The 19,580-nt window shown below is 64.3% G+C and carries 16 protein-coding genes; 2 read left to right on the top strand and 14 right to left on the bottom strand.

Translation table 11 applies throughout. From position 1 onward, the window contains the following. Positions 1 to 202: 202 nt before the first annotated feature. From sthA to CK498_RS21110, 10 genes are all read right to left on the bottom strand, one after another. Positions 203 to 1,594, bottom strand: a complete 1,392-nt coding sequence (gene sthA, locus CK498_RS21065) for a Si-specific NAD(P)(+) transhydrogenase (RefSeq protein ID WP_095622828.1) — start codon at positions 1,592 to 1,594, stop codon at positions 203 to 205. A 387-nt stretch (positions 1,595 to 1,981) separates the two neighbouring features. Further along, positions 1,982 to 2,236: a (Na+)-NQR maturation NqrM gene (gene nqrM, locus CK498_RS21070; protein ID WP_095622829.1), complete on the bottom strand. Its 255-nt coding sequence runs from the start codon at positions 2,234 to 2,236 to the stop codon at positions 1,982 to 1,984. 29 nt (positions 2,237 to 2,265) lie between these two features. After that, complete coding sequence (locus tag CK498_RS21075) at positions 2,266 to 3,093, bottom strand: FAD:protein FMN transferase (RefSeq protein ID WP_095622830.1); 828 nt, start codon at positions 3,091 to 3,093, stop codon at positions 2,266 to 2,268. Continuing rightward, positions 3,090 to 4,322, bottom strand: a complete 1,233-nt coding sequence (gene nqrF / locus CK498_RS21080; RefSeq protein WP_095622831.1) for an NADH:ubiquinone reductase (Na(+)-transporting) subunit F — start codon at positions 4,320 to 4,322, stop codon at positions 3,090 to 3,092. The genes CK498_RS21075 and nqrF overlap by 4 nt, the downstream gene beginning before the upstream one ends. A 72-nt stretch (positions 4,323 to 4,394) precedes the next feature. Then, positions 4,395 to 5,012, bottom strand: a complete 618-nt coding sequence (nqrE, locus tag CK498_RS21085) for an NADH:ubiquinone reductase (Na(+)-transporting) subunit E (RefSeq protein ID WP_095622832.1) — start codon at positions 5,010 to 5,012, stop codon at positions 4,395 to 4,397. A gap of 1 nt (position 5,013) precedes the next feature. Beyond that, positions 5,014 to 5,682, bottom strand: a complete 669-nt coding sequence (locus CK498_RS21090) for an NADH:ubiquinone reductase (Na(+)-transporting) subunit D (protein WP_095622833.1) — start codon at positions 5,680 to 5,682, stop codon at positions 5,014 to 5,016. Positions 5,683 to 5,684: 2 nt separating this feature from the next. Beyond that, entirely contained in the window at positions 5,685 to 6,500 is an 816-nt protein-coding gene (locus CK498_RS21095) for a Na(+)-translocating NADH-quinone reductase subunit C (RefSeq protein ID WP_095622834.1), read from the bottom strand. Further along, entirely contained in the window at positions 6,500 to 7,726 is a 1,227-nt protein-coding gene (locus tag CK498_RS21100; protein ID WP_095622835.1) for an NADH:ubiquinone reductase (Na(+)-transporting) subunit B, read from the bottom strand. Before CK498_RS21100 ends, CK498_RS21095 begins: the two co-directional genes overlap by 1 nt. Beyond that, positions 7,726 to 9,078 carry a Na(+)-translocating NADH-quinone reductase subunit A gene (locus tag CK498_RS21105; protein WP_095622836.1) on the bottom strand — a complete coding sequence of 451 codons (1,353 nt, stop codon included), beginning with the start codon at positions 9,076 to 9,078 and terminating at the stop codon, positions 7,726 to 7,728. The genes CK498_RS21100 and CK498_RS21105 overlap by 1 nt, the downstream gene beginning before the upstream one ends. 287 nt (positions 9,079 to 9,365) lie before the next feature. Then, complete coding sequence (locus CK498_RS21110) at positions 9,366 to 10,829, bottom strand: glyceraldehyde-3-phosphate dehydrogenase (RefSeq protein WP_095622837.1); 1,464 nt, start codon at positions 10,827 to 10,829, stop codon at positions 9,366 to 9,368. 184 nt (positions 10,830 to 11,013) lie between these two features. On the opposite strand from CK498_RS21110, the gene mfd reads away from it, so the two are divergent. Both mfd and CK498_RS21120 read left to right on the top strand, forming a co-directional pair. Continuing rightward, positions 11,014 to 14,475: a transcription-repair coupling factor gene (gene mfd / locus CK498_RS21115; protein WP_095622838.1), complete on the top strand. Its 3,462-nt coding sequence runs from the start codon at positions 11,014 to 11,016 to the stop codon at positions 14,473 to 14,475. A 62-nt stretch (positions 14,476 to 14,537) separates the two neighbouring features. Then, positions 14,538 to 15,623 carry a L,D-transpeptidase family protein gene (locus tag CK498_RS21120; protein ID WP_095622839.1) on the top strand — a complete coding sequence of 362 codons (1,086 nt, stop codon included), beginning with the start codon at positions 14,538 to 14,540 and terminating at the stop codon, positions 15,621 to 15,623. A 261-nt stretch (positions 15,624 to 15,884) separates the two neighbouring features. Here the strand turns inward: CK498_RS21120 and CK498_RS21125 are convergent, their stop codons facing one another. From CK498_RS21125 to CK498_RS21140, 4 genes are all read right to left on the bottom strand, one after another. After that, positions 15,885 to 16,148, bottom strand: coding sequence for an Lpp/OprI family alanine-zipper lipoprotein (locus tag CK498_RS21125; protein ID WP_089660681.1), 264 nt, complete (start codon positions 16,146 to 16,148; stop codon positions 15,885 to 15,887). A 188-nt stretch (positions 16,149 to 16,336) separates the two neighbouring features. Beyond that, a complete protein-coding gene (locus CK498_RS21130) occupies positions 16,337 to 16,933 on the bottom strand; it encodes a L,D-transpeptidase family protein (RefSeq protein ID WP_095622840.1) in 597 nt (198 codons plus the stop codon). Positions 16,934 to 17,052: 119 nt separating this feature from the next. Continuing rightward, entirely contained in the window at positions 17,053 to 18,639 is a 1,587-nt protein-coding gene (locus tag CK498_RS21135) for an ABC-F family ATPase (RefSeq protein ID WP_095622841.1), read from the bottom strand. Positions 18,640 to 19,031: 392 nt separating this feature from the next. Further along, positions 19,032 to 19,490: a hypothetical protein gene (locus tag CK498_RS21140; RefSeq protein WP_095622842.1), complete on the bottom strand. Its 459-nt coding sequence runs from the start codon at positions 19,488 to 19,490 to the stop codon at positions 19,032 to 19,034. Positions 19,491 to 19,580 lie beyond the last annotated feature (90 nt).

Genomic DNA, 19,580 nt, shown 5'->3' on the forward strand with positions numbered 1-19,580 from the left:
GGCGCCACCCCTTGTGGGAGCGAATCTATTCGCGATTGCAGCGCGCAGCGCTGCCGGGATAGATCAACCCCATCGCGACTGAAGTCGCTCCTACATTGGCCTTGGCGCCACTCCTGGTGTTGTGGGGAATCCACCCACACATGCCAACCGCGCCACCCCTTGTGGGAGCGAATCTATTCGCGATTGCAGCGCGCAGCGCTGCCTAGAACAGCCGGTTGAGGCCGTTCTGGGCGGCGACGCGGTAGGCTTCGGCCATGGTCGGGTAGTTGAAGGTGGTGTTGATGAAGTACTTGAGGGTATTCGCCTCACCGGGCTGCTGCATGATCGCCTGGCCGATGTGCACGATCTCCGAGGCCTGGTCACCGAAACAGTGGATGCCAAGGATCTCGAGGGTGTCGCGGTGGAAGAGGATCTTGAGCATGCCCACGGTGTCGCCGGTGATCTGGGCGCGGGCGGTATCCTTGAAGAACGCCTGGGCGACTTCGTAGGGCACCTTGGCGTCGGTCAGCTCGCGCTCGTTCTTGCCCACCGAGCTGATCTCGGGAATGGTATAGATGCCGGTGGGCACGTCGTCGACGAAGCGGAAGTCGGCGTCGAGCAGGTCGTCGCTGGCGTTGCGGCCCTGGTCGTAGGCGGCGCTGGCCAGGCTCGGCCAGCCGATCACGTCGCCCACCGCGTAGATGTGCGGGATGGCGGTGCGGTAGTGGTTGTCGACCTGCAGCTGACCGCGGCCATTGGCCTCCAGGCCGATGTTCTCGAGGCCCAGCTGGTCGGTATTACCGGTGCGGCCGTTGGCCCACAGGAAGGCGTCGGCGCGCAGCCGCTTGCCCGACTTGAGGTGCACCACCACGCCGGACTCGTCGCCCTCGATGCGCTCGTAGTCCTCGTTGTGGCGCACCAGCACACCGTTCTGGCGCAGGTGGTAGGAGAGCGCGTCGGAGATCTCATCGTCGAGGAACGACAGCAGGCGGTCGCGGGAGTCGATCAAGTCGACCTTGACGCCGAGCCCGGAGAAGATCGAGGCGTACTCACTGCCGATGACGCCGGCGCCGAAGATGATCAGGGTGCGCGGGGTGTGCGACAGGCCGAGCACGGTGTCGGAGCAGTAGATGCGCGGGTGGCGAAAGTTGACGTCGGCCGGACGGTAGGGGCGCGAGCCGGTGGCGATGACGATCTTCTGGGCGCAAATCTCCTCGACGCCCTCGTGGTCGTCGCGTATCACCAGAGTGTGCTCGTCCTTGAAGCGCGCCACGCCGAAAAACAGGTCGATGCGGTTACGGGCGTAGAAGCGGGTGCGCATCTCGACCTGCTGGTCGATAGTGACCCGGGAGCGTTCGAGTACCTTGGGGAAGGAGAACCAGCGCGGCTCGCCGATATCACGGAACATGCGGTTGGTGTTGAACTGCATGATCTGCTTGACCTGATGGCGCAGCGCCTTGGAGGGGATGGTGCCCCAGTGGGTGCAGTTGCCGCCCACCGCCTGCTGCTTCTCAATGATGGCCACGCGCTTGCCATGCTTGGCGGCGTTGATGGCGGCACTCTCGCCGGACGGGCCGGTGCCGATGACCACTACGTCGTAGTTGTGGACTGCCATGTGCTGTCGCGTCTCCTTTCCCCTGAATGTGTTATTGCCTTGGCGCCACTCCCTGTGGGAGCGAATTTATTCGCGATCTGTGGGAGCGGTTTTTAACCGCGATGTAGCGCACAGCGCTACCAAGCAGCCCCCCTTCGCGACTGAAGTCGCTCCTACATTAGCCAATGGCGCCACTCCCTGTGGGAGCGAATTCATTCGCGATCTGTGGGAGCGAATTTATTCGCGATCTGTGGGAGCGACTTCAGTCGCGATGCAGTGCGCAGCGCTGCCGGGCCGGGGCAACTCAACATCATCGCGGCTGAAGCCGCTCCTACATTGGCTTTGGTGCCATGCCCCTGTGAAGGGCCTCCCCCATCGCGTCTAAAGCCGCTCCTACATTTTGCAGACCTAGCGCCGCACGGCGTTGTAGCCGAGGTCGGCGCCGCGGCTCTCATCACCGCGACGGCGGGCACTGCCACGCTTGCGGTTCTCTTCCTCGCAGACGTCGTCCTTGCCACCGCAGACTTCGCAGCCGTCCTTCATGCCGATGTTGTTGAGCCCGCCGCAGGAACCGGCGATCGGCTTGCGTCCGAGCATCACGCCGATGGCCATGGCAGCCATCAGCAGCAGCATGAAACCGAATACCAGTAACCAAATTGTCATCATTCCTCCTGGGTGCCCTCGTGGGGCGACTAATCGCCAAGGTAAGGCGTCATGGCCGGGCTGATGCGTACATCGTAGCCTGTTTGGGCTGTGACAATGAAATAGGCGGCAATGCTCCGCCGCTCGGCCAGGGCCAGCGCCGCCTGAGGTGTCATGCGCAGCAGCCAGCTGGCCCAGGCCGCGGCCTCCAACGCCGTGGTGGCCAGCACACTGACCTCGACGACCCGCTCGCTGCCGTTGGCCAGCCACCAGCCGGCGGGGGTTTCGGCGCTACCGGCAAGCCCCAGCCAGCGGTCGCGGAAGTCGCCCGCAGTGGCCAGCGCCAGGTCGTCGATGGCTAAACGCCGCACCTCGGAGGCGCCGAAATCGGTGGGCTGCTCGAGGGCCAGCTGCCAGGGGCGTCGCCCCGCCTGGGTGCCCCGCGCGCGCACGTCACCGCCGACCTCGAGGAAGTAGCGCACCGTGCCCTGGGCATCCAGCCAGCTGGCCAGGCCGTCGATCAGCCAGGCGTGAGCCAGGTCCCGGTGTGCCCGCGAAAGCGCTGCGCCAGACACGCCAGGCGTGCTCGTCAGTGCCGCATCGAGCAGGGTGAGATGGTCGAGAAACGCCGCGTGCTGGCGTTCAAAGCGTGCCAGTTCACTCTGTATGCCGACCTCGAGCGACCTTGCGTCGGCGCCGGAATCGGCATACAGGGTGAAATGGTAACCGTGGTCGAGGGCCGCGCCCTGGACATCGAGCCGCTGGCTGCCGCTGTCGCGGCACCCCGTCAGGGTAGTGGCCAGCATGGCCAGCACCGAGATGAACAGGGCCGGCCCGCGGGCCAGCCCTGTCAGTCGCCGTGAGGCGACGCCGATCATCCGCCGAAGTCGTCCAGCATGATGTTCTCGGGTTCTACCCCCATGTCGAGCAGCAGCTTGATCACCGAGGCGTTCATCATCGGCGGCCCGCACATGTAGTACTCGCAGTCCTCGGGCGCCGGGTGGTCCTTGAGGTACTTCTCGTAGAGCACGTTGTGAATGAACCCGGTGGGGCCTTCCCAGTTGTCTTCCGGCAGCGGGTCGGAGAGCGCCAGGTGCCACTCGAAGTTGTCGAACTCCTCGGCCAGCTGGTCGTATTCCTCGTTGTAGAAGGTCTCACGCCAGGAGCGCGCGCCGTACCAGAACGAGATCTTACGCGTCGACTTGAGGCGCTTGAGCTGGTCGAAGATATGGCTGCGCATCGGCGCCATGCCGGCACCGCCGCCGACGAAGACCATCTCGGCGTCGGAGTCCTTGGCGAAGAACTCACCGAACGGCCCCATCACCTGCACCTTGTCGCCCGGCTTAAGGTTGAAGACGTAGGTCGACATGATGCCCGGCGGATGGCTGGTGCCGGGAGGCGGCGTGGCGATACGGATATTGAACTTGAGGATACCCACTTCTTCCGGGTAATTGGCCATCGAGTAGGCGCGGATAGTCTCCTCGGGGTTCTTGTGCGAGATCTTGAACAGGTCGAACTTTTCCCAGTCGCCGCGATACTCTTCCTCGATGTCGAAGTCGGAGAACTTGATATCGTAGGGCGGCGCCACCAGCTGCACGTAACCACCGGCGCGGAAGTCGACGTTCTCGCCTTCCGGCAGCTTGAGGTTGAGCTCCTTGATGAAGGTGGCGACGTTGGGGTTGGAAACGACCTCGCACTCCCACTGCTTGACGCCGAACACCTCCTCGGGCACCTCGATCTTCATGTCCTGCTTGACCGGCACCTGGCAGGAGAGCCGCCAGCCCTCCTTCTTCTCGCGCATGGTGAAGGCCGACTCTTCGGTGGGCAGGATCGAGCCACCGCCCTCTTCCACGCGGCACTTGCACTGGGCGCAGGAGCCGCCGCCGCCGCACGCTGAGGAGAGGAAGATGCCGTTGGCGGCCAGGGTGTTGAGCAGCTTGCCACCGGCCTGAGTGGTCAAGGTGTGCTCGGGGTCACCGTTGACCTCGATGGTCACGTCCCCGCTGCTGACGAGCTTGCTGCGCGCCGCCAGGATCACCAGCGTCAATGCGATGACGATGAGGGTGAACATGACCACGCCGAGCAAGATGACAGTTGTATCAACCATGTCGGGTTCCTATTTCAATCGTTGCCTTGTCACGTGGGGCGTACCGGGCGGCGCTGCCACCCGGTACGCGACTTACAGCTGGATGCCGGAGAACGACATGAAGCCGAGCGACATCAGGCCCACGGTGATGAAGGTAATGCCCAGGCCCTGCAGGCCGCCGGGCACATCGCTGTACTTGAGCTTCTCGCGAATGCCCGCCAGGGCGGTGATCGCCAGCGCCCAGCCAAAGCCGGCACCGGCGCCGTAGACCACCGACTCGCCGAAGTTGTAATTACGCTCGACCATGAACAGTACGCCACCCAGGATCGCGCAGTTGACGGTGATCAACGGCAGGAATACACCCAGCGCGTTGTAGAGCGTGGGCACGTACTTGTCGAGGAACATCTCGATGATCTGTACCAGGGCGGCGATTACGCCGATGTAGCTAAGCAGCCCGAGGAACGACAGGTCGATGTTTTCGGCGCCGGCGATACCGGTCCAGGTCAGTGCCCCTTCGGCGAGCAGATAGTTGAGCACCAGGTTGTTGACCGGCACGGTGATGGTGAGTACCACGATCACCGCCACGCCGAGACCGAACGACGAGGAGACCTTCTTGGATACCGCCAGGAAGGTACACATGCCGAGGAAGAACGCCAGCGCCATGTTCTCGACGAACACCGAGGCGATGAACAGGCTCAGATAGTGTTCCATGTTACACGGCCTCCTTGGGTTCGGTGTTGTGCTTCATCTTGAACTCGTTCTCCTCGACCTGCTCCGGGTAGGCCTCGCGAATCACCCAGATCATCAGGCCAATGATAAAGAACGCCGAGGGCGGCAGCAGCATCAGGCCGTTGGGCACGTACCAGCCGCCATCCTGCACCGGCTGCAGCACGGTGAAACCGAACACGCTGCCGGAGCCGAACAGTTCGCGGAAGAAGCCCACTACCATCAGCACCACGCCATAGCCCAGACCGTTGCCGATGCCGTCGATGAACGACATCTTGGGGCTGTTCTGCATGGCGAAGCCCTCGGCGCGGCCGAGGATGATGCAGTTGGTGATGATCAGGCCGACGAACACCGAGAGCTGCTGTGACATCTGGTAGGCGAAGGCACGCAGCACCTGGTCGACCACGATCACCAGCGAAGCGATGATAGTGACCTGCACGATGATGCGGATCGATGACGGGATATGCTGACGGATCATCGACACGAACAGGTTGGAGAAGGCGCACACGAACACCACCGCCAGGGTCATGACCAGCGACACGCTCATGCTGGTGGTAACCGCCAGCGCCGAGCAGACCCCGAGAATCTGCAGGGCGATGGGGTTGTTCTTGAAGATCGGCGTTACCAGAACGCCTTTCGGGGAATCAGCAGCCATGATCAAGCTCCTTCCGTTTCGAGTTCGACGTCGGCGTCCTGGGCTTCATCGAGGCTGACATCCTCGCGGAAACGTGCCAGATACTCACCGAAACCTTCCGGACTTAGCCAGAACTGCACCATGTTGGTCACCCCGTTGCTGGTCAGGGTAGCACCCGACAGGCCGTCGACTTCATGCTCGCCGCTGCCGCTGCCGCGGGCCACGCGAATGGCCGGGGTGAGACTGCCGTCATCGGCGTAGATCCGCTTGCCTTCCCACTGCGACTGCCAGCGCGGATTGTTGACCTCGGCGCCAAGCCCCGGGGTCTCGCTGTGCTCGTAGTAGGTGATGCCGACGATGGTGTTGCCGTCGCCCTCGATGGACATGTAGCCGCGCATCAGGCCCCACAGGCCCTGGCCGCGGATCGGCACGATGATCTGCTCGGGGTCGTCGCCGTCGCCGACCAGGTAGACGGTGGCGTAGTTCTCCTGGCGGCTGAGGCCGGCGATATCGCGCTCGCCCGAGAGGGTGCGCGAGGAGGCCGGGTCGCGAGCGGCCTGGAAGTGGTTGAAGGTATCGGGATCGAACTCATCGGTGTACTCACCGGTGCGCAGATCCACTACGCGGGGCTCGATCTCGGCAAAGGCCGCTTCCACGTCCATGCCTGACTCGTAGAGATTGGCGACGCGCAGGATGTTGGTCTTGCGGTCGAGCTCTTCGTTGAGCGCCTGCATCGGGCGCAGCGCCACGGCGGCGGTGGAAACCACCACCGAGCAGACGATGCACAGCGCGAACGCCACGATCAGGATCTTCTTGATGGAGTTGTTGCTCTGTGCCATCAGGCAGTCTCCTCGGCCGGCGCACCAACGCGCTGCTGACGGCGCTTGATGTTGGCCTGAACAAAGATGTGGTCGATCAGCGGAGCGAACAGGTTAGCGAACAGAATCGCCAGCATGATGCCCTCCGGGAACGCCGGATTGACCACGCGGATCAGCACGGTCATCACGCCGATCAGCGCACCGAAGATCAGACGCCCCTGGTTGGTCATGGAGGCCGACACCGGGTCGGTGGCCATGAACACCATGCCGAAGGCGAAGCCACCGACCACCAGGTGCCAGTACCACGGCATGGCGAACATCGGGTTGGTATCGGAACCGATCAGGTTGAAGAGCGCACTGGTCGCGACCATGCCGAGGAACACCCCGAGCATGATTCGCCACGAGGCGATTCCCGTCCACAGCAGCACCGCGGCACCGATGAAGATCGCCAGTGTCGAGACCTCACCCATGGAACCGGGGATGAAGCCGAGGAAGGCGTCCCACCAGCTGAACTGGGTGGTCAGCGCGGTCATGCCCTCCTGGAAGGCGAGCGACAGCGCGGTGGCGCCAGTGTAGCCGTCGGCGGCGACCCATACCGCGTCCCCGGAGATCTGCGCCGGGTAGGCGAAGTAGAGGAAGGCGCGGCCGGTCAGCGCCGGGTTGAGGAAGTTCTTGCCGGTGCCGCCGAAGATCTCCTTGCCGATCACGATGCCGAAGGTGATGCCCAGCGCCACCTGCCACAGCGGGATGGTGGCCGGCAGGATCAGCGCGTACAGCACCGAGGAGACGAAGAAGCCTTCGTTGACCTCGTGGCCGCGCTTGACCGCGAACAGCACTTCCCAGAAGCCACCCACGGCGAAGGTCACCAGGTAGATGGGCAGGAAGTAGGTCGCGCCGAGCACGAAGTTGGCCCACAGGCTGCCCGGATCGTGGCCGCTGGCGAGCAGCATCATGATCGCTTCGCGCCAGCCGTCCATCGACTCGTAGCCGCCGGCGATGGCGGTGTTGGCCTGCCAGCCGGCGCTCCACATGCCGAAGAACATCGCTGGGAAGGTACACATCCAGACGGTGATCATGATGCGCTTGAGGTCGACGCCATCGCGCACATGGGCGGTGGTCTTGGTCACGCTGGGCGGCGCGTAGAAGATGGTGTCGACGGCTTCAAACAGCGGATAGAACTTCTCGTACTTGCCGCCCTTGTGGAAGTGCGGCTCGAGATTGTCGAGTGTCTGTCGGATACCCATCATCAAGCCTCTTTCTCGATCGTGGTGAGATTGTCGCGCAGGATGGGACCGTACTCGTACTTGCCGGGGCACACGTAGGTGCACAGCGCGAGGTCTTCCTCATCCAGTTCCAGACAACCGAGCTGCATGGCGGTCTCGATGTCACCGACGATCAATGAACGCAGCAGCTGAGTGGGCAGGATATCCAGCGGCATCACTGTCTCGTAGGCCCCCACCGGGACCATGGCGCGCTCGGAGCCGTTGGTCGAAGTGTCAGGCGCATAGTTGGACAGGCCAAGGAACTTGGACACGTAGATACCCAGCACCGAATGGCGCTTGGTACCCGGCGACAGCCAGCCCATGAAGGCGCGCTTGTTGCCCTCTTCGAGCAGGCTGATCTGGTTGTGGAAACGCCCCAGGTAACGCAGCGATCCCTCGCAGGTGGCGCCGGAGAATACCGAACCGGAAATTACCCGGGTATCATCAGGATTGACCACTTCACCGTCGAGCAGTTCCTCGCTGCTGGCACCGATGCGGGTGCGCAGCAGGCGCGGCTTCTCGGCGCGTGGGCCACCCAAGGCGACCACCCGGCTGACATCCAGGGCGCCCTGGGTAAACAGCTTGCCGAAGGCGATCACGTCCTGGTAGCCGATGTGCCAGACCTGCTTGTGCAGGGCCACCGGCGACAGGTAATGAATATGGGTACCCACCAGGCCGGCCGGATGCGGGCCGGCGAACTGCTCGACCTGCACGCCGTCAACGCCACTGCCGGGCAGTTTGGCATCGGCGCCGGTGCACAGGAACACCTTGCCTTCGGTCAGGCGAGTCAGCACCTTGAGGCCGTGCTCGAACGCCTCGGGCTGCTCGTTGATCACCAGCGTTGGGTCGCCAGCCAGCGGATGGGTATCCACGGCGGTGACGAAGATGTTCTCGGGAGTGGCGTCGAGGGCCGGGGTGCGTGAGTAGGGGCGCGTGCGCAGCGCCGTCCACAGGCCGGACTCGACCAACTGGTCGACCACCACCTGGCGCTCCAGGCCGTCGAGCTTGTCGGCACCGTGGGCGGTAAACTCGACGCGCTCCTCCTCGCCCTCGGCGACCTTGATCACCACCGACAACAGGCGGCGCTTCTCGCCGCGGTTGATGGCTACCACCTCACCCGCCGCCGGCGCGGTGAAGCGCACGCCGTCGATCTTCTTGTCGGTGAAGAGTAGCTGGCCCAGCTTGACGCTGTCCCCCTCCCGGACCTCCATGGTCGGCTTCATGCCAACGTAGTCGGTACCCAGGACTGCCACGTGGCGCACCGTGCGCGCATCCTCGATGCGCTGCTCGGGCACCCCGGTGATGGGGAGATCCAGGCCTTTTTTGACTTCGATCATAGTCTCGCCCAGTTAGGATCTGATGTGGAAGGAAAGGGGTTCGACAGGACGCACGCGCCAGCGCGGCTTGCGCCGGCCGCTCGTCACGGACTTCGAATTCTTTTCTTATCAGAAGGTTGCCAGTTCGACCCGAGCACACTCGAGTCGTGCCAAAAATCCTGAGCATTATAAAGAGATACGCGGCGAAAGGCCACCGGCGAGAAGGCGCAAAGCGGCCCGCCGAAGGTCTCGGCGGGCCGTATGAAAGCGTGGCAATGGCGCTGGGCGCGGACCGCCCAGCGCCGGGATCAGTCGCGGTCCTTGGGGAACACCAGGAAGCTAACGTTGGACATGTGCTGGAGGATACGCACTACCTGGCAGCTGTAGCCAAACTCGTTGTCGTACCACACGTAGAGCACGGCGTTCTTGCCGTCGGCAATAGTCGCCTTGGCATCGACGATGCCGGCGTGGCGGTTGCCGACGAAGTCCGACGACACCACTTCCGGCGAGTCGACGTAGTCGATCTGCTTCTGCATCGGCGAGTGCACCGCCATGCGCCGCAGATAGTCGTTGAGCGCCTCGGCGTCGGTGTCCTGATGCAGGTTGAGGTTGAGGATCGCCATCGACACATTGGGAGTCGGCACGCGAATCGCGTTACCGGTCAGCTTGCCGGTCAGCTCGGGCAGCGCCTTGGCCACCGCCTTGGCGGCACCGGTCTCGGTCAGCACCATGTTGAGCGGCGCGCTGCGCCCGCGGCGGTCGCCCTTGTGGTAGTTGTCGATCAGGTTCTGGTCGTTGGTGTAGGCGTGCACCGTCTCGACGTGGCCGTGCTCGATGCCGTACTGGTCGTTGATCGCCTTGAGCACCGGCACGATGGCGTTGGTAGTACACGACGCCGCCGAGACGATGCGGTCGTCGCTGGCGATGTCGGCGTGGTTGATGCCGTAGACGATGTTCTTGACGTCGCCCTTGCCCGGCGCGGTGAGCAACGCCTTGGCCGCGCCCTTGCAGGCCAGGTGCTGGGCGAGCCCCTCTGCGTCACGCCACATGCCGGTGTTGTCGACGATCAGCGCGTTGTCGATGCCGTAGGCGGTGTAATCGATCTCGGACGGCGCGTTGGCGTAGATCACTTGAATGACGTTACCGTTGGCGGTAATTGTGCGCGCCTCGACATCGATGCTGATGCTGCCGGCGAACGGGCCATGTACCGAGTCGCGGCGCAGCAGGCTGGCGCGCTTCTCGAGGTCCTTGGCGATATCGCCGCGGCCGCGCACGACGATGGCGCGCAGGCGCAGCAGGTTGCCGCCGCCGGCCTTCTCGATCAGGATCCGCGCGAGGATGCGGCCGATACGGCCGAAGCCGTAGAGCACCACATCCTTGGGCTCGTTGTGGTTGCCATTGCTCTGATGGCCGCCGACGATCTCGGCCAGCTCACGCTCGAGGAAAGCGTGGACGTCGCCGTTGCCGCGGGTCTTGTAGGCCACCGCCAACTTGCCGACGTCGATGTGGGCCGGCCCCAGGTCGAGCTCGGTCATGGCCTTGACCAGCGGGAAGGTATCGCGCACGTCGAGCTCGGTGCCCTCGACCTTCTTGACGAAGCGATGGTCCTTGAGGATGCGAATCACCGACTGGTTGATCAGCGAGCGGCCGAACAGCGAGGTGACGATGTTGTACTGGCGGTAGAGCTTGCCCAGCAGCGGAATCATTTCTTCGGCGATGGCTTCGCTACCTTGCCACTCCTCAAAGACGGTCTCGAGCGTTTGCTGACTCACGTGGGGCCTCTTCTACTTAAGGGTATAGAATGTGGCGCCATTATCGCGGCGGCGCAGCACGACGGCAATTGCTGGATAGTCGCAGCCGCTGTAGGGCAATTACAGAATCGCGGGCTTGACTACAAGATGCATATAAGGCTGCTATTATCGCGGATTCGCTCTCAAGGTTCGCGATTTCGATACCATGCCGCATTTTTCACCGCTCGACCCGCCCCGCCCTTCCGGCACCCGCGAGACGCTCTACTGGCAGCGTCCCCACGGCAGCGCCCTGGCCCTGGCGCTGGCGCGCCTGGCCACCGATGCGCCGCTGCTGGTGATCACCGCCGACACCGCCGAGGCCCAGCGCCTGGAAAACGACCTGGCGTTCTTCGCCGACGCCCCGGTGATGCCCTTCCCCGACTGGGAGACGCTGCCCTACGACAGCTTCTCGCCGCACCAGGACATCGTCTCAGCGCGGCTGCGCACCCTGCGCCAGCTGCAGCAGGCCAGCCACGGCATCGTGCTGGTGCCGATCAACACCCTGATGCAGCGCCTGGCGCCGGTTGAGTATATCGCCGGGCGGGTACTGAGCCTGGAGGTCGGCCAGACCCTGGACCGCGAGGGCTTCCGCGAGAGCCTGTCGCGAGCCGGCTACCGCGCGGTGGAGACCGTCTATGAACCCGGCGAGTATGCCCTGCGCGGCGCGCTGATCGACCTCTACCCGATGGGCTCGGAGGCGCCGCTGCGCATCGACCTGTTCGACGACGAGATCGACACCCTGCGCCACTTCGACCCCGACACCCAGCGCAGCCAGGACAAGGTCGAGCAGGTCGAGCTGCTGCCGGCCCACGAGTACTCGCTGTCGCGCAGCGCCATCGCCTGCTTCCGCGAAGGCTTCGAGACGCTGTTCGACGTCGACCCGCGCCAGTGCCCACTGTATATCGATGCGCTCAAGGGCATTCCCTCGCCGGGCCTCGAGCAGTACCTGCCGCTGTTCTTCGAGGAGACCGCGACGCTGTTCGAGCATCTTGCCGCAAGCACCCGGGTCGCCACCCTGCCCGGCGTGTTCGAGGCCGCCGAGCACCACTGGGCGGCGATCGAGAGCCGCTACGAGAACCTCGGCGTAGACCCCACCCGACCGCTGCTGCCGCCACATCGCGCCTTCGTGCCGGTAGCCGAGGTGTTCGGCGCCATCAAACGCCACCCGCGGGTGGCGATGACCGAGGACCCCGAGCATCCTCACGCCCGGCTGTCGGCCACCCAGCCGCCGCCCACGGCGGCCATCAACGCCCGCGCCCAGCAGCCGCTGGCATCATTGCAGCACTTCCTGGCCGAGCATGCGGCGGCGCGAGTGCTGTTCGTCGCCGAGTCCCGCGGCCGCCGCGAGGCCATCGAGGAGCAGCTCGCCCCGCTGCACCTCGCCCTGCCCCACGTCGACGACTGGCACGCCTTCGCCAGCGGCGAGCAGCGCCTGGCGATCACCGAGGGTGGCCTCGAAGCCGGCCTGGCAATGGGAGACAGCGACGCCGGCATCACGCTTGCAGTGATCACCGAGTCGGAACTGTTTGGCGACGTCGTGCGCCAGAGCCGGCGCCGCGCCAAGGCCACCGACGACAACGAGCTGGCGGTACGCCACCTGGCCGAGCTCCACGAGGGCTCGCCGGTGGTCCACCAGGCCCACGGCGTGGGCCGCTACCTGGGCCTGGAGCGCCTCGAGGCCGGCGGTCAGGCAGCAGAATTCCTGGCCCTGGAGTACGCCGACGGTGCCAAGCTCTACGTGCCGGTGGACAGCCTACACCTGATCTCGCGCTACGCCGGCGCCAGCGACGAGCTGGCGCCGCTGCACAAGCTCGGTTCGGAGACCTGGGACAAGGCCAAGAAGAAGGCCGCCGAGAAGATCCGCGACACCGCCGCCGAACTGCTCGATGTCTACGCTCGGCGCGAGGCGCGTGTCGGCTTCGCCTGCGACGTGCCGGTGGAGGAGTACGCACGCTTCGCCGGCAGCTTCCCGTTCGAGGAGACCCCCGACCAGCGGGCGGCGATCGGCGCGGTGATCGGCGACATGACCCGCACCCAGCCGATGGACCGCGTGGTGTGCGGCGACGTTGGCTTCGGCAAGACCGAGGTGGCGATGCGCGCCGCCTTCCTGGCCGTGCACTCCGGCCGCCAGGTGGTGGTGCTGGTGCCCACCACCCTGCTCGCTCAGCAGCACTACGACAACTTCCGCGACCGCTTCGCCGATACCGCGGTGCAGGTCGAGTTGATCTCGCGCTTCACCGGCGGCAAGGGCCAGGCCGAGTCGCTCAAGCGCATCGAGGAGGGGCGCGCCGATATCGTCATCGGCACCCACAAGCTGCTCTCCAAGAACATGCGCTTTCCCAACATGGGCTTGCTGATCATCGACGAGGAGCACCGCTTCGGGGTCGCCCAGAAGGAGCGCCTCAAGAGCCTGCGCGCCGAGGTCGACATCCTGACCCTGACCGCCACACCAATCCCGCGCACCCTCAACATGGCCATGAGCGGCATCCGTGACCTGTCGATCATCGCCACCCCACCGGCACGCCGGCTGTCGGTGAAGACCTTCGTTCAGCAGCGCAACGAGGCAGTGGTCAAGGAGGCGATCCTGCGCGAGATCCTGCGCGGCGGCCAGGTCTACGTGCTGCACAACGAGGTCAAGACCATCGAGACCAGCGCCGAGCAACTGCGCGAGCTGGTGCCCGAGGCGCGGGTAGCAGTCGCCCATGGCCAGCTGCCGGAGCGCTCGCTGGAGCGCATCATGTCCGACTTCTACCACAAGCGCTTCAACGTGCTGGTGTGCTCGACGATCATCGAGACCGGCATCGACGTACCCAGCGCCAACACCATCATCATCGAGCGCGCCGACAAGTTCGGCCTGGCCCAGCTGCACCAGCTGCGCGGCCGGGTCGGCCGCAGCCATCACCAGGCCTACGCCTACCTGCTGACCCCGCATCCCAAGGCGATCACCCGCGATGCCGCCAAGCGCCTCGAGGCGATCAGCCAGGCCGAGGACCTCGGCGCCGGCTTCACCCTGGCCAGCCACGACATGGAGATTCGCGGCGCCGGTGAGCTGCTCGGCGACGAGCAGAGCGGCCAGATGGAAACCATCGGCTATAGTTTGTACATGCAGATGCTCGAGCGTGCGGTGAAGGCGATCAAGGCCGGCAAGACGCCGAACATCGAGGCGCCGCTGGACCAGGGGGTGGAGATCAGCCTGAATCTGCCGGCACTGATCCCCGACGACTACATGCCTGATGTGCAGCAGCGCCTGATCATGTATAAACGCATTGCCAGCGCCGAGGACGAGGCCGCGCTGAAGGAGCTGCAGGTCGAGCTGGTCGACCGCTTCGGCCTGCTGCCGGCGCCGCTCAAGACGCTGATGCGCCAGACCCGCCTGCGCCAGCGCGCCGAGCGGCTGGGTATCTCGCGGCTCGAGGCGGGGCCACAGCGCGGCCGGGCGATATTCGCCACCGGCACCACCGTGGACCCGATGACGCTGGTCACGCTGATACAAAAGGATCCGGTTCACTACCGACTCGACGGCGCCGATACGCTGCGCTTCGAGCAGGAGATGGAAACCGAAGAAGCGCGCTTCAACGTGGTCGAAGGCCTGCTGGAGCGATTGAACCGCAAGACCGAGGCGGCTTGAACGGCTGACACCGAGCAAGCGCCTGACGATAAAGGTATGACTCGGTGAACGAGACCAAGCCCATGAACATGCACCTGACCCACGGCCTTGGCGGCCGGCTGCGCGCCGCCCTGGCCACCGCCCTGCTGGCCTTCGCGCCGCTGACACTGGCCGATGCCGCCAACGGCGAGCGACCGGTGGGCCACTATCCGATTCCCGACCAGGGCGATGTCGTCGGCAGCATCCAGACCGTGACCGCGGCCGAGGAAGACACCCTGATCGATATCGGCCACCGCTTCGGGCTGGGCATCGAGGAGATGCGCCGCGCCAACCCCGGGCTGAGTCTGTGGTATCCCGGCGAGGGCACCGAGGTGGTCGTGCCAACCCAGCACATCCTGCCCCCCGGCCCCCGCGACGGCATTGTCGTCAACCTGCCGGAGATGCGCCTCTACTACTACCCATCGGCGGCCAGCGGCGAGACGCCGATCGTCGAGACCTACCCGATCAGCGTCGGCCGCGAGGGCTTCTCCACGCCGGTGGCCTCGACCCGCACCACCATGAACATCAAGGATCCACACTGGGCACCGCCACGCTCGATGCGCGAGGAGGCCGCTGCCCGTGGCGAGCCGCCTCCCGCGGTGGTGCCGCCGGGCCCCGACAACCCGCTGGGCCGCCATGCGATCCTGCTGGGGCTGCCGAGCTACCTGATCCACGGCACCAACCAACCCGACGGTGTCGGCATGCGCGCCAGCCGCGGCTGTATCCGCATGCTGCCGCGGGATATCGAATCGCTCTACTCGCGAGTGCCGGTGGGTACTGCCGTGCACCTGATCAACGAGCCGTTCAAGGCCGGCTGGGACGCCGAGGGCACCCTGCTGGTGCAGTCGTTCCCGCTGCTCGATGAGCAGGAAGGTTCCTTCCAGCCGGTGCTCAACGCCCTGGAGATGCTCGCCAGCGCCCTCGGCGACGAACAACCGCCGGTGGACTACGCTCGCGTGCGCGCCGAAGTCGAGGCCCCCAAGGGCCAGCCGGTGGCGGTGCTGCGCGAGGCGCGCGAAGAGCCCATCGAGCACGCCGACGAGCCCCGCCCCACTCCCGAAGGCATCTACCACCACCTCGGCGAGCCGGACAACGGCCTCTACCAGCAGCTCGAACTGGCGATGGGCTGACAGACGTTGCAAAAAAAGCCCGGGCGCAGGGCCCGGGCAAATTTGCAGGGTGCAAACGATTGACTAAGGGATGCTAGTCGTTTGCCAGGCTAGGTTACCCCCCTTACGCACCGAGGGTTACCCTCAATAGCCGGCGAGAAACCTCGTAATTCTCCTCTTGCATTTTTCCACCCTGACACAAACGCCGAAGCCGGCCCCTAATGGAGCCGGCCTCGGGTAAACCGATGCTGAAAGCATTAGCTTTCGGCACCCATGTCAGAATCACTTCTGCATGGAGCGCTCAAACATGCGGTTCATCTCTTCGCGGTTTTCGCGAGACATCTGCAGAGCAGCCTGAGCGTCGCGCTGCGCCTGGTTGGCAGTGTTCTGCGCCTGGTTGGCCACATTCAGCGCTTCGGATGCGTCAGCCTGAGCAGACTCAGCGGTCATGCGCACTTCGTCCAGGGCGCCGGTAGAGGCACAGCCCGCCAGAATCGCCAGAGATGCAGCGGCAGCGGTAAGCTTCAGAGTGTTCTTAATGGTCATGGTGTTCTCCTTGAGAGACTTCCTTGGTTCAGCTTGGGTTGTGCCTGCTTAACAGGCGTCCTGCTATCGCAGGTTCTTCTGCACATCACGATGGCAATCATAGACGGCCAATACGTGATGTCAAACACTGTTTTATTATAGACAGGCTCCGCCTGTCTACACGAAAAAACCTATCGCGCCCCTAGAGCCTAGCGGATCACGACCCGTGTGCCAATGCCGATCAGCTCGGCAAGCCGCTCAATCTCTTCATTAGTCACCGCCACGCAGCCCAGGGTCCAGTCGAAGCGGCCGTGAATCTCGGGATCACCGCTGCCGATGCCGTGCAGGCCGATGTTTCCGCCCAGCACGGTATCTTGAGGCGGGCGACCGTGACGGCGCAGATAGTAGTGGTATTCCTCGTACTCGACGCGACTCATCACCCCTGCATTGAGGGCGTCCAGGGCGTGCCAGGGGGTCGGGTAGTCGACGTTGAAGAACAGGTGGAAGCGGCTCTCGGGATTGATGCCGTTGATGCGAAACTCCCCCTTGGGGGTCTGCTTGTCGCCCCTCACCCGCAGCCGCGCGGCACCGCGCTGACCGACCGAGATGCCGTGTATCCGCTCGAGCGGGAAGTCGCCACGATACACGGTCAGCGTGGCATCGCTGTTGTCGACCTTGACCCAGACTTCAAACGAATCACGAGGGCCAAAATCGGTGGCAATGTTGTCGATCAGGTTGGCCTTCAGGCCAAGGGTCGGCGTAAGCGCCATCGCGACGATGGCAATCAGTCGGGTGAGTCGGCTCATGGAGTCAGATACTCTCGTCTAACACGTTCAATGAGTGTCTTCTACGCTATCAGACGCGCGGTGACAAACCCTATTTATCACCGCGCGTTCAACGCACTTGCGTGAAGCCACAATCGGCTCTAACCAAGTCCTTGGCTGCGCAGATAGTCCTCATAGCTGCCGCTGAAGTCGATAATGCCCTGCGGCGTCATGTCGAGCACCCGGGTGGCCAGCGAGGAGACGAATTCACGGTCGTGGCTGACGAAGATCAGCGTGCCTGGGTAGTGCTCCAGCGCCAGGTTGAGGGCTTCGATGGATTCCATGTCGAGGTGGTTGGTGGGCTCGTCCATCAGCAGCACATTGGGATTGATCAGCGACAGCTTGCCGAACAGCATGCGGCCCTGCTCGCCTCCCGACAGCACCTTGACCGACTTGCCGATATCGTCGCTGCTGAACAGCATTCGCCCCAGCGCACCGCGCACCACCTGCTCGCCGGCATCAGTCCACTGCTGCATCCATTCGAACAGCGTGGCCGAATTGGCGAAGTCGTCGCCGTGGTCCTGGGCGAACACGCCGAGCTCGGCGCTGTCGGTCCACTTGGCGCTGCCGCTGTCCGGGGCCAGCTCACCGCTCAGGGTCTTGAGCAGCGTGGTCTTGCCGATGCCGTTGGGGCCGATGATGGCGATTCGTTCACCGGCCTCCACCGTCATCGAGATCCCCTCGAACAGCGGCTCACTGCCGTAGCCCTTGCTCAGGCCCTCGACGTTGAGTGCATTGCGGTGAATCTTCTTATTCTGCTCGAAGCGGATGAACGGGCTGACCCGGCTCGACGGCTTGATGTCGGTGAGCTTGATCTTGTCGATCTGACGCGCCCGCGAGGTGGCCTGCTTGGCCTTGGAGGCATTGGCCGAGAAGCGGCTGACGAAGGCCTGCAGCTCGGCGATCTGCGCCTTCTTCTTGGCATTGTCGGCGTGCATGCGCTCGCGCACCGCAGTGGCGGCGGTCATGTAGTCGTCGTAATTGCCGGGGAACAGGGTGATCTCGCCATAGTCCAGGTCGGCCATGTGCGTGCACACGCTGTTGAGGAAGTGGCGATCGTGGGAAATGATGATCATGGTGCTGTCGCGGGCGTTCAGCACCCCTTCCAGCCAGCTGATGGTGGCGATATCCAGGTGGTTGGTGGGCTCATCGAGCAGCAGCACGTCGGGGTCGGCGAACAGCGCCTGGGCGAGCAGCACGCGCAGCTTCCAGCCCGGTGCCACGGCGCTCATCGGGCCGTGGTGCTGGTCGAGGGGGATCCCCAGCCCCAGCAGCAGCTCGCCAGCGCGGGCGTCGGCGGTGTAGCCGTCGAGCTCGGCGAAACGCACTTCCAGGTCGGCCACCGCCATGCCATCGGCTTCGCTCATCTCGGGCAGCGCGTAGATGCGCTCGCGCTCGGCGGCCACCGCCCATAGTTCGGTGTTGCCCATGATCACGGTGTCGATGACGCGCTGGTCCTCGAAGGCGAACTGGTCCTGGCGCAGCTTGCCGAGCCGCGCATCGGGCTCGACCATCACCTGGCCGGCGCTGGGCTCGAGATCGCCGCCGAGGATCTTCATGAAGGTCGACTTGCCGCAGCCGTTGGCGCCAATCAGACCGTAGCGATGGCCCTTGCCGAACTTGACGGAGACGTTCTCGAAAAGGGGCTTGGCCCCGAACTGCATGGTGATATTGGCGGTAGAGATCAAAGCGGAGTCCCGTTGGCGCAAGGGAAACACTGTACAAATGCCTGCACGAGCAAATCGCTGCGTTGCGCGGTGCGCGGAATCCTCACATATACCCCATATGCTCCGGTTCCTGTGCTCCGTGCGCCTTGCGCTTCATCTCGCTCGGCGATTTGTCCAGCGCTTCCCAAAGGGACGCGATTGTACGCGCTATTGGGCCATCGTTCACCCTTGCACTTGCGCCTTGTGGCAGCAGCACCGGGACTATCTCAGCAGCAGGCCTGCGAGGGGGCGCTGTAAACCATCCCTGGGCGCTACCGACGCCATCCATGGCGTCGAACCCCCTCGCAAACCTGCTGCTGACGTCCCTCGCTATGAGCTTTACTCAATGGAAGTGGCTGAACGAATCTACGCCCCTAGACCGCCGTCTGCTGATGGTTCGGCGGGTCGTGGCGCTCGACGGTAAAGATCGACTGGAGCTTGTCCTTCTTGCCGTAGAGATGCACCGTGGTCTGGTCGAAGGGGAAGTACTCGATGTATTCGCTGTGCAGATTGAAGCGCGGCTTATGGGCGTTGATCATCGCCGCTGCCAGGCGCTCGCGATTGGCATGCCCCGACAGGCCCACGCCGACCCATAGCGCCTCGTCCGGCTGCAGGAAATCTCGCCAGGCTGCATGATCCCCATGATGCGTCACAGCGTGGCGGGCGTTACGATGCTCGCCCACGAAGAGCAGCTCCTGAACCTCCATCTCGCCGCTTTCGGGGTCGTGGGCGGCGCGGAACACGCAGTAGATCCCCGACTCATCGGGCACCTCGCTGAGTTCATCCAGCGTCCAGTAGCCAAGTATCTTGGGGGAAAGCAGTTGATCGGACATCGCTATCACCTCCTATTGCTCGCCTGACGAAGTGGGCGCCAAACCCGACACCCAACGTGGCGACTTACCTACAGCCTAGTCAAATTGGGG

This window comes from Halomonas salipaludis (genome assembly GCF_002286975.1).
Lineage (GTDB): Bacteria > Pseudomonadota > Gammaproteobacteria > Pseudomonadales > Halomonadaceae > Franzmannia > Franzmannia salipaludis.

Bases quoted from the DNA above. Each gene is read 5' to 3' on its own strand.
- CK498_RS21130 (WP_095622840.1), bottom strand. From the start codon at position 16,933: ATGAGCCGACTCACCCGACTGATTGCCATCGTCGCGATGGCGCTTACG.
- CK498_RS21125 (WP_089660681.1), bottom strand. From the start codon at position 16,148: ATGACCATTAAGAACACTCTGAAGCTTACCGCTGCCGCTGCATCTCTG.
- sthA (WP_095622828.1), bottom strand. From the start codon at position 1,594: ATGGCAGTCCACAACTACGACGTAGTGGTCATCGGCACCGGCCCGTCC.
- nqrF (WP_095622831.1), bottom strand. From the start codon at position 4,322: ATGGTTGATACAACTGTCATCTTGCTCGGCGTGGTCATGTTCACCCTC.
- CK498_RS21105 (WP_095622836.1), bottom strand. From the start codon at position 9,078: ATGATCGAAGTCAAAAAAGGCCTGGATCTCCCCATCACCGGGGTGCCC.
- nqrE (WP_095622832.1), bottom strand. From the start codon at position 5,012: ATGGAACACTATCTGAGCCTGTTCATCGCCTCGGTGTTCGTCGAGAAC.
- CK498_RS21090 (WP_095622833.1), bottom strand. From the start codon at position 5,682: ATGGCTGCTGATTCCCCGAAAGGCGTTCTGGTAACGCCGATCTTCAAG.
- CK498_RS21120 (WP_095622839.1), top strand. From the start codon at position 14,538: ATGAACATGCACCTGACCCACGGCCTTGGCGGCCGGCTGCGCGCCGCC.
- nqrM (WP_095622829.1), bottom strand. From the start codon at position 2,236: ATGACAATTTGGTTACTGGTATTCGGTTTCATGCTGCTGCTGATGGCT.
- mfd (WP_095622838.1), top strand. From the start codon at position 11,014: ATGCCGCATTTTTCACCGCTCGACCCGCCCCGCCCTTCCGGCACCCGC.
- CK498_RS21095 (WP_095622834.1), bottom strand. From the start codon at position 6,500: ATGGCACAGAGCAACAACTCCATCAAGAAGATCCTGATCGTGGCGTTC.
- CK498_RS21100 (WP_095622835.1), bottom strand. From the start codon at position 7,726: ATGATGGGTATCCGACAGACACTCGACAATCTCGAGCCGCACTTCCAC.
- CK498_RS21140 (WP_095622842.1), bottom strand. From the start codon at position 19,490: ATGTCCGATCAACTGCTTTCCCCCAAGATACTTGGCTACTGGACGCTG.
- CK498_RS21075 (WP_095622830.1), bottom strand. From the start codon at position 3,093: ATGATCGGCGTCGCCTCACGGCGACTGACAGGGCTGGCCCGCGGGCCG.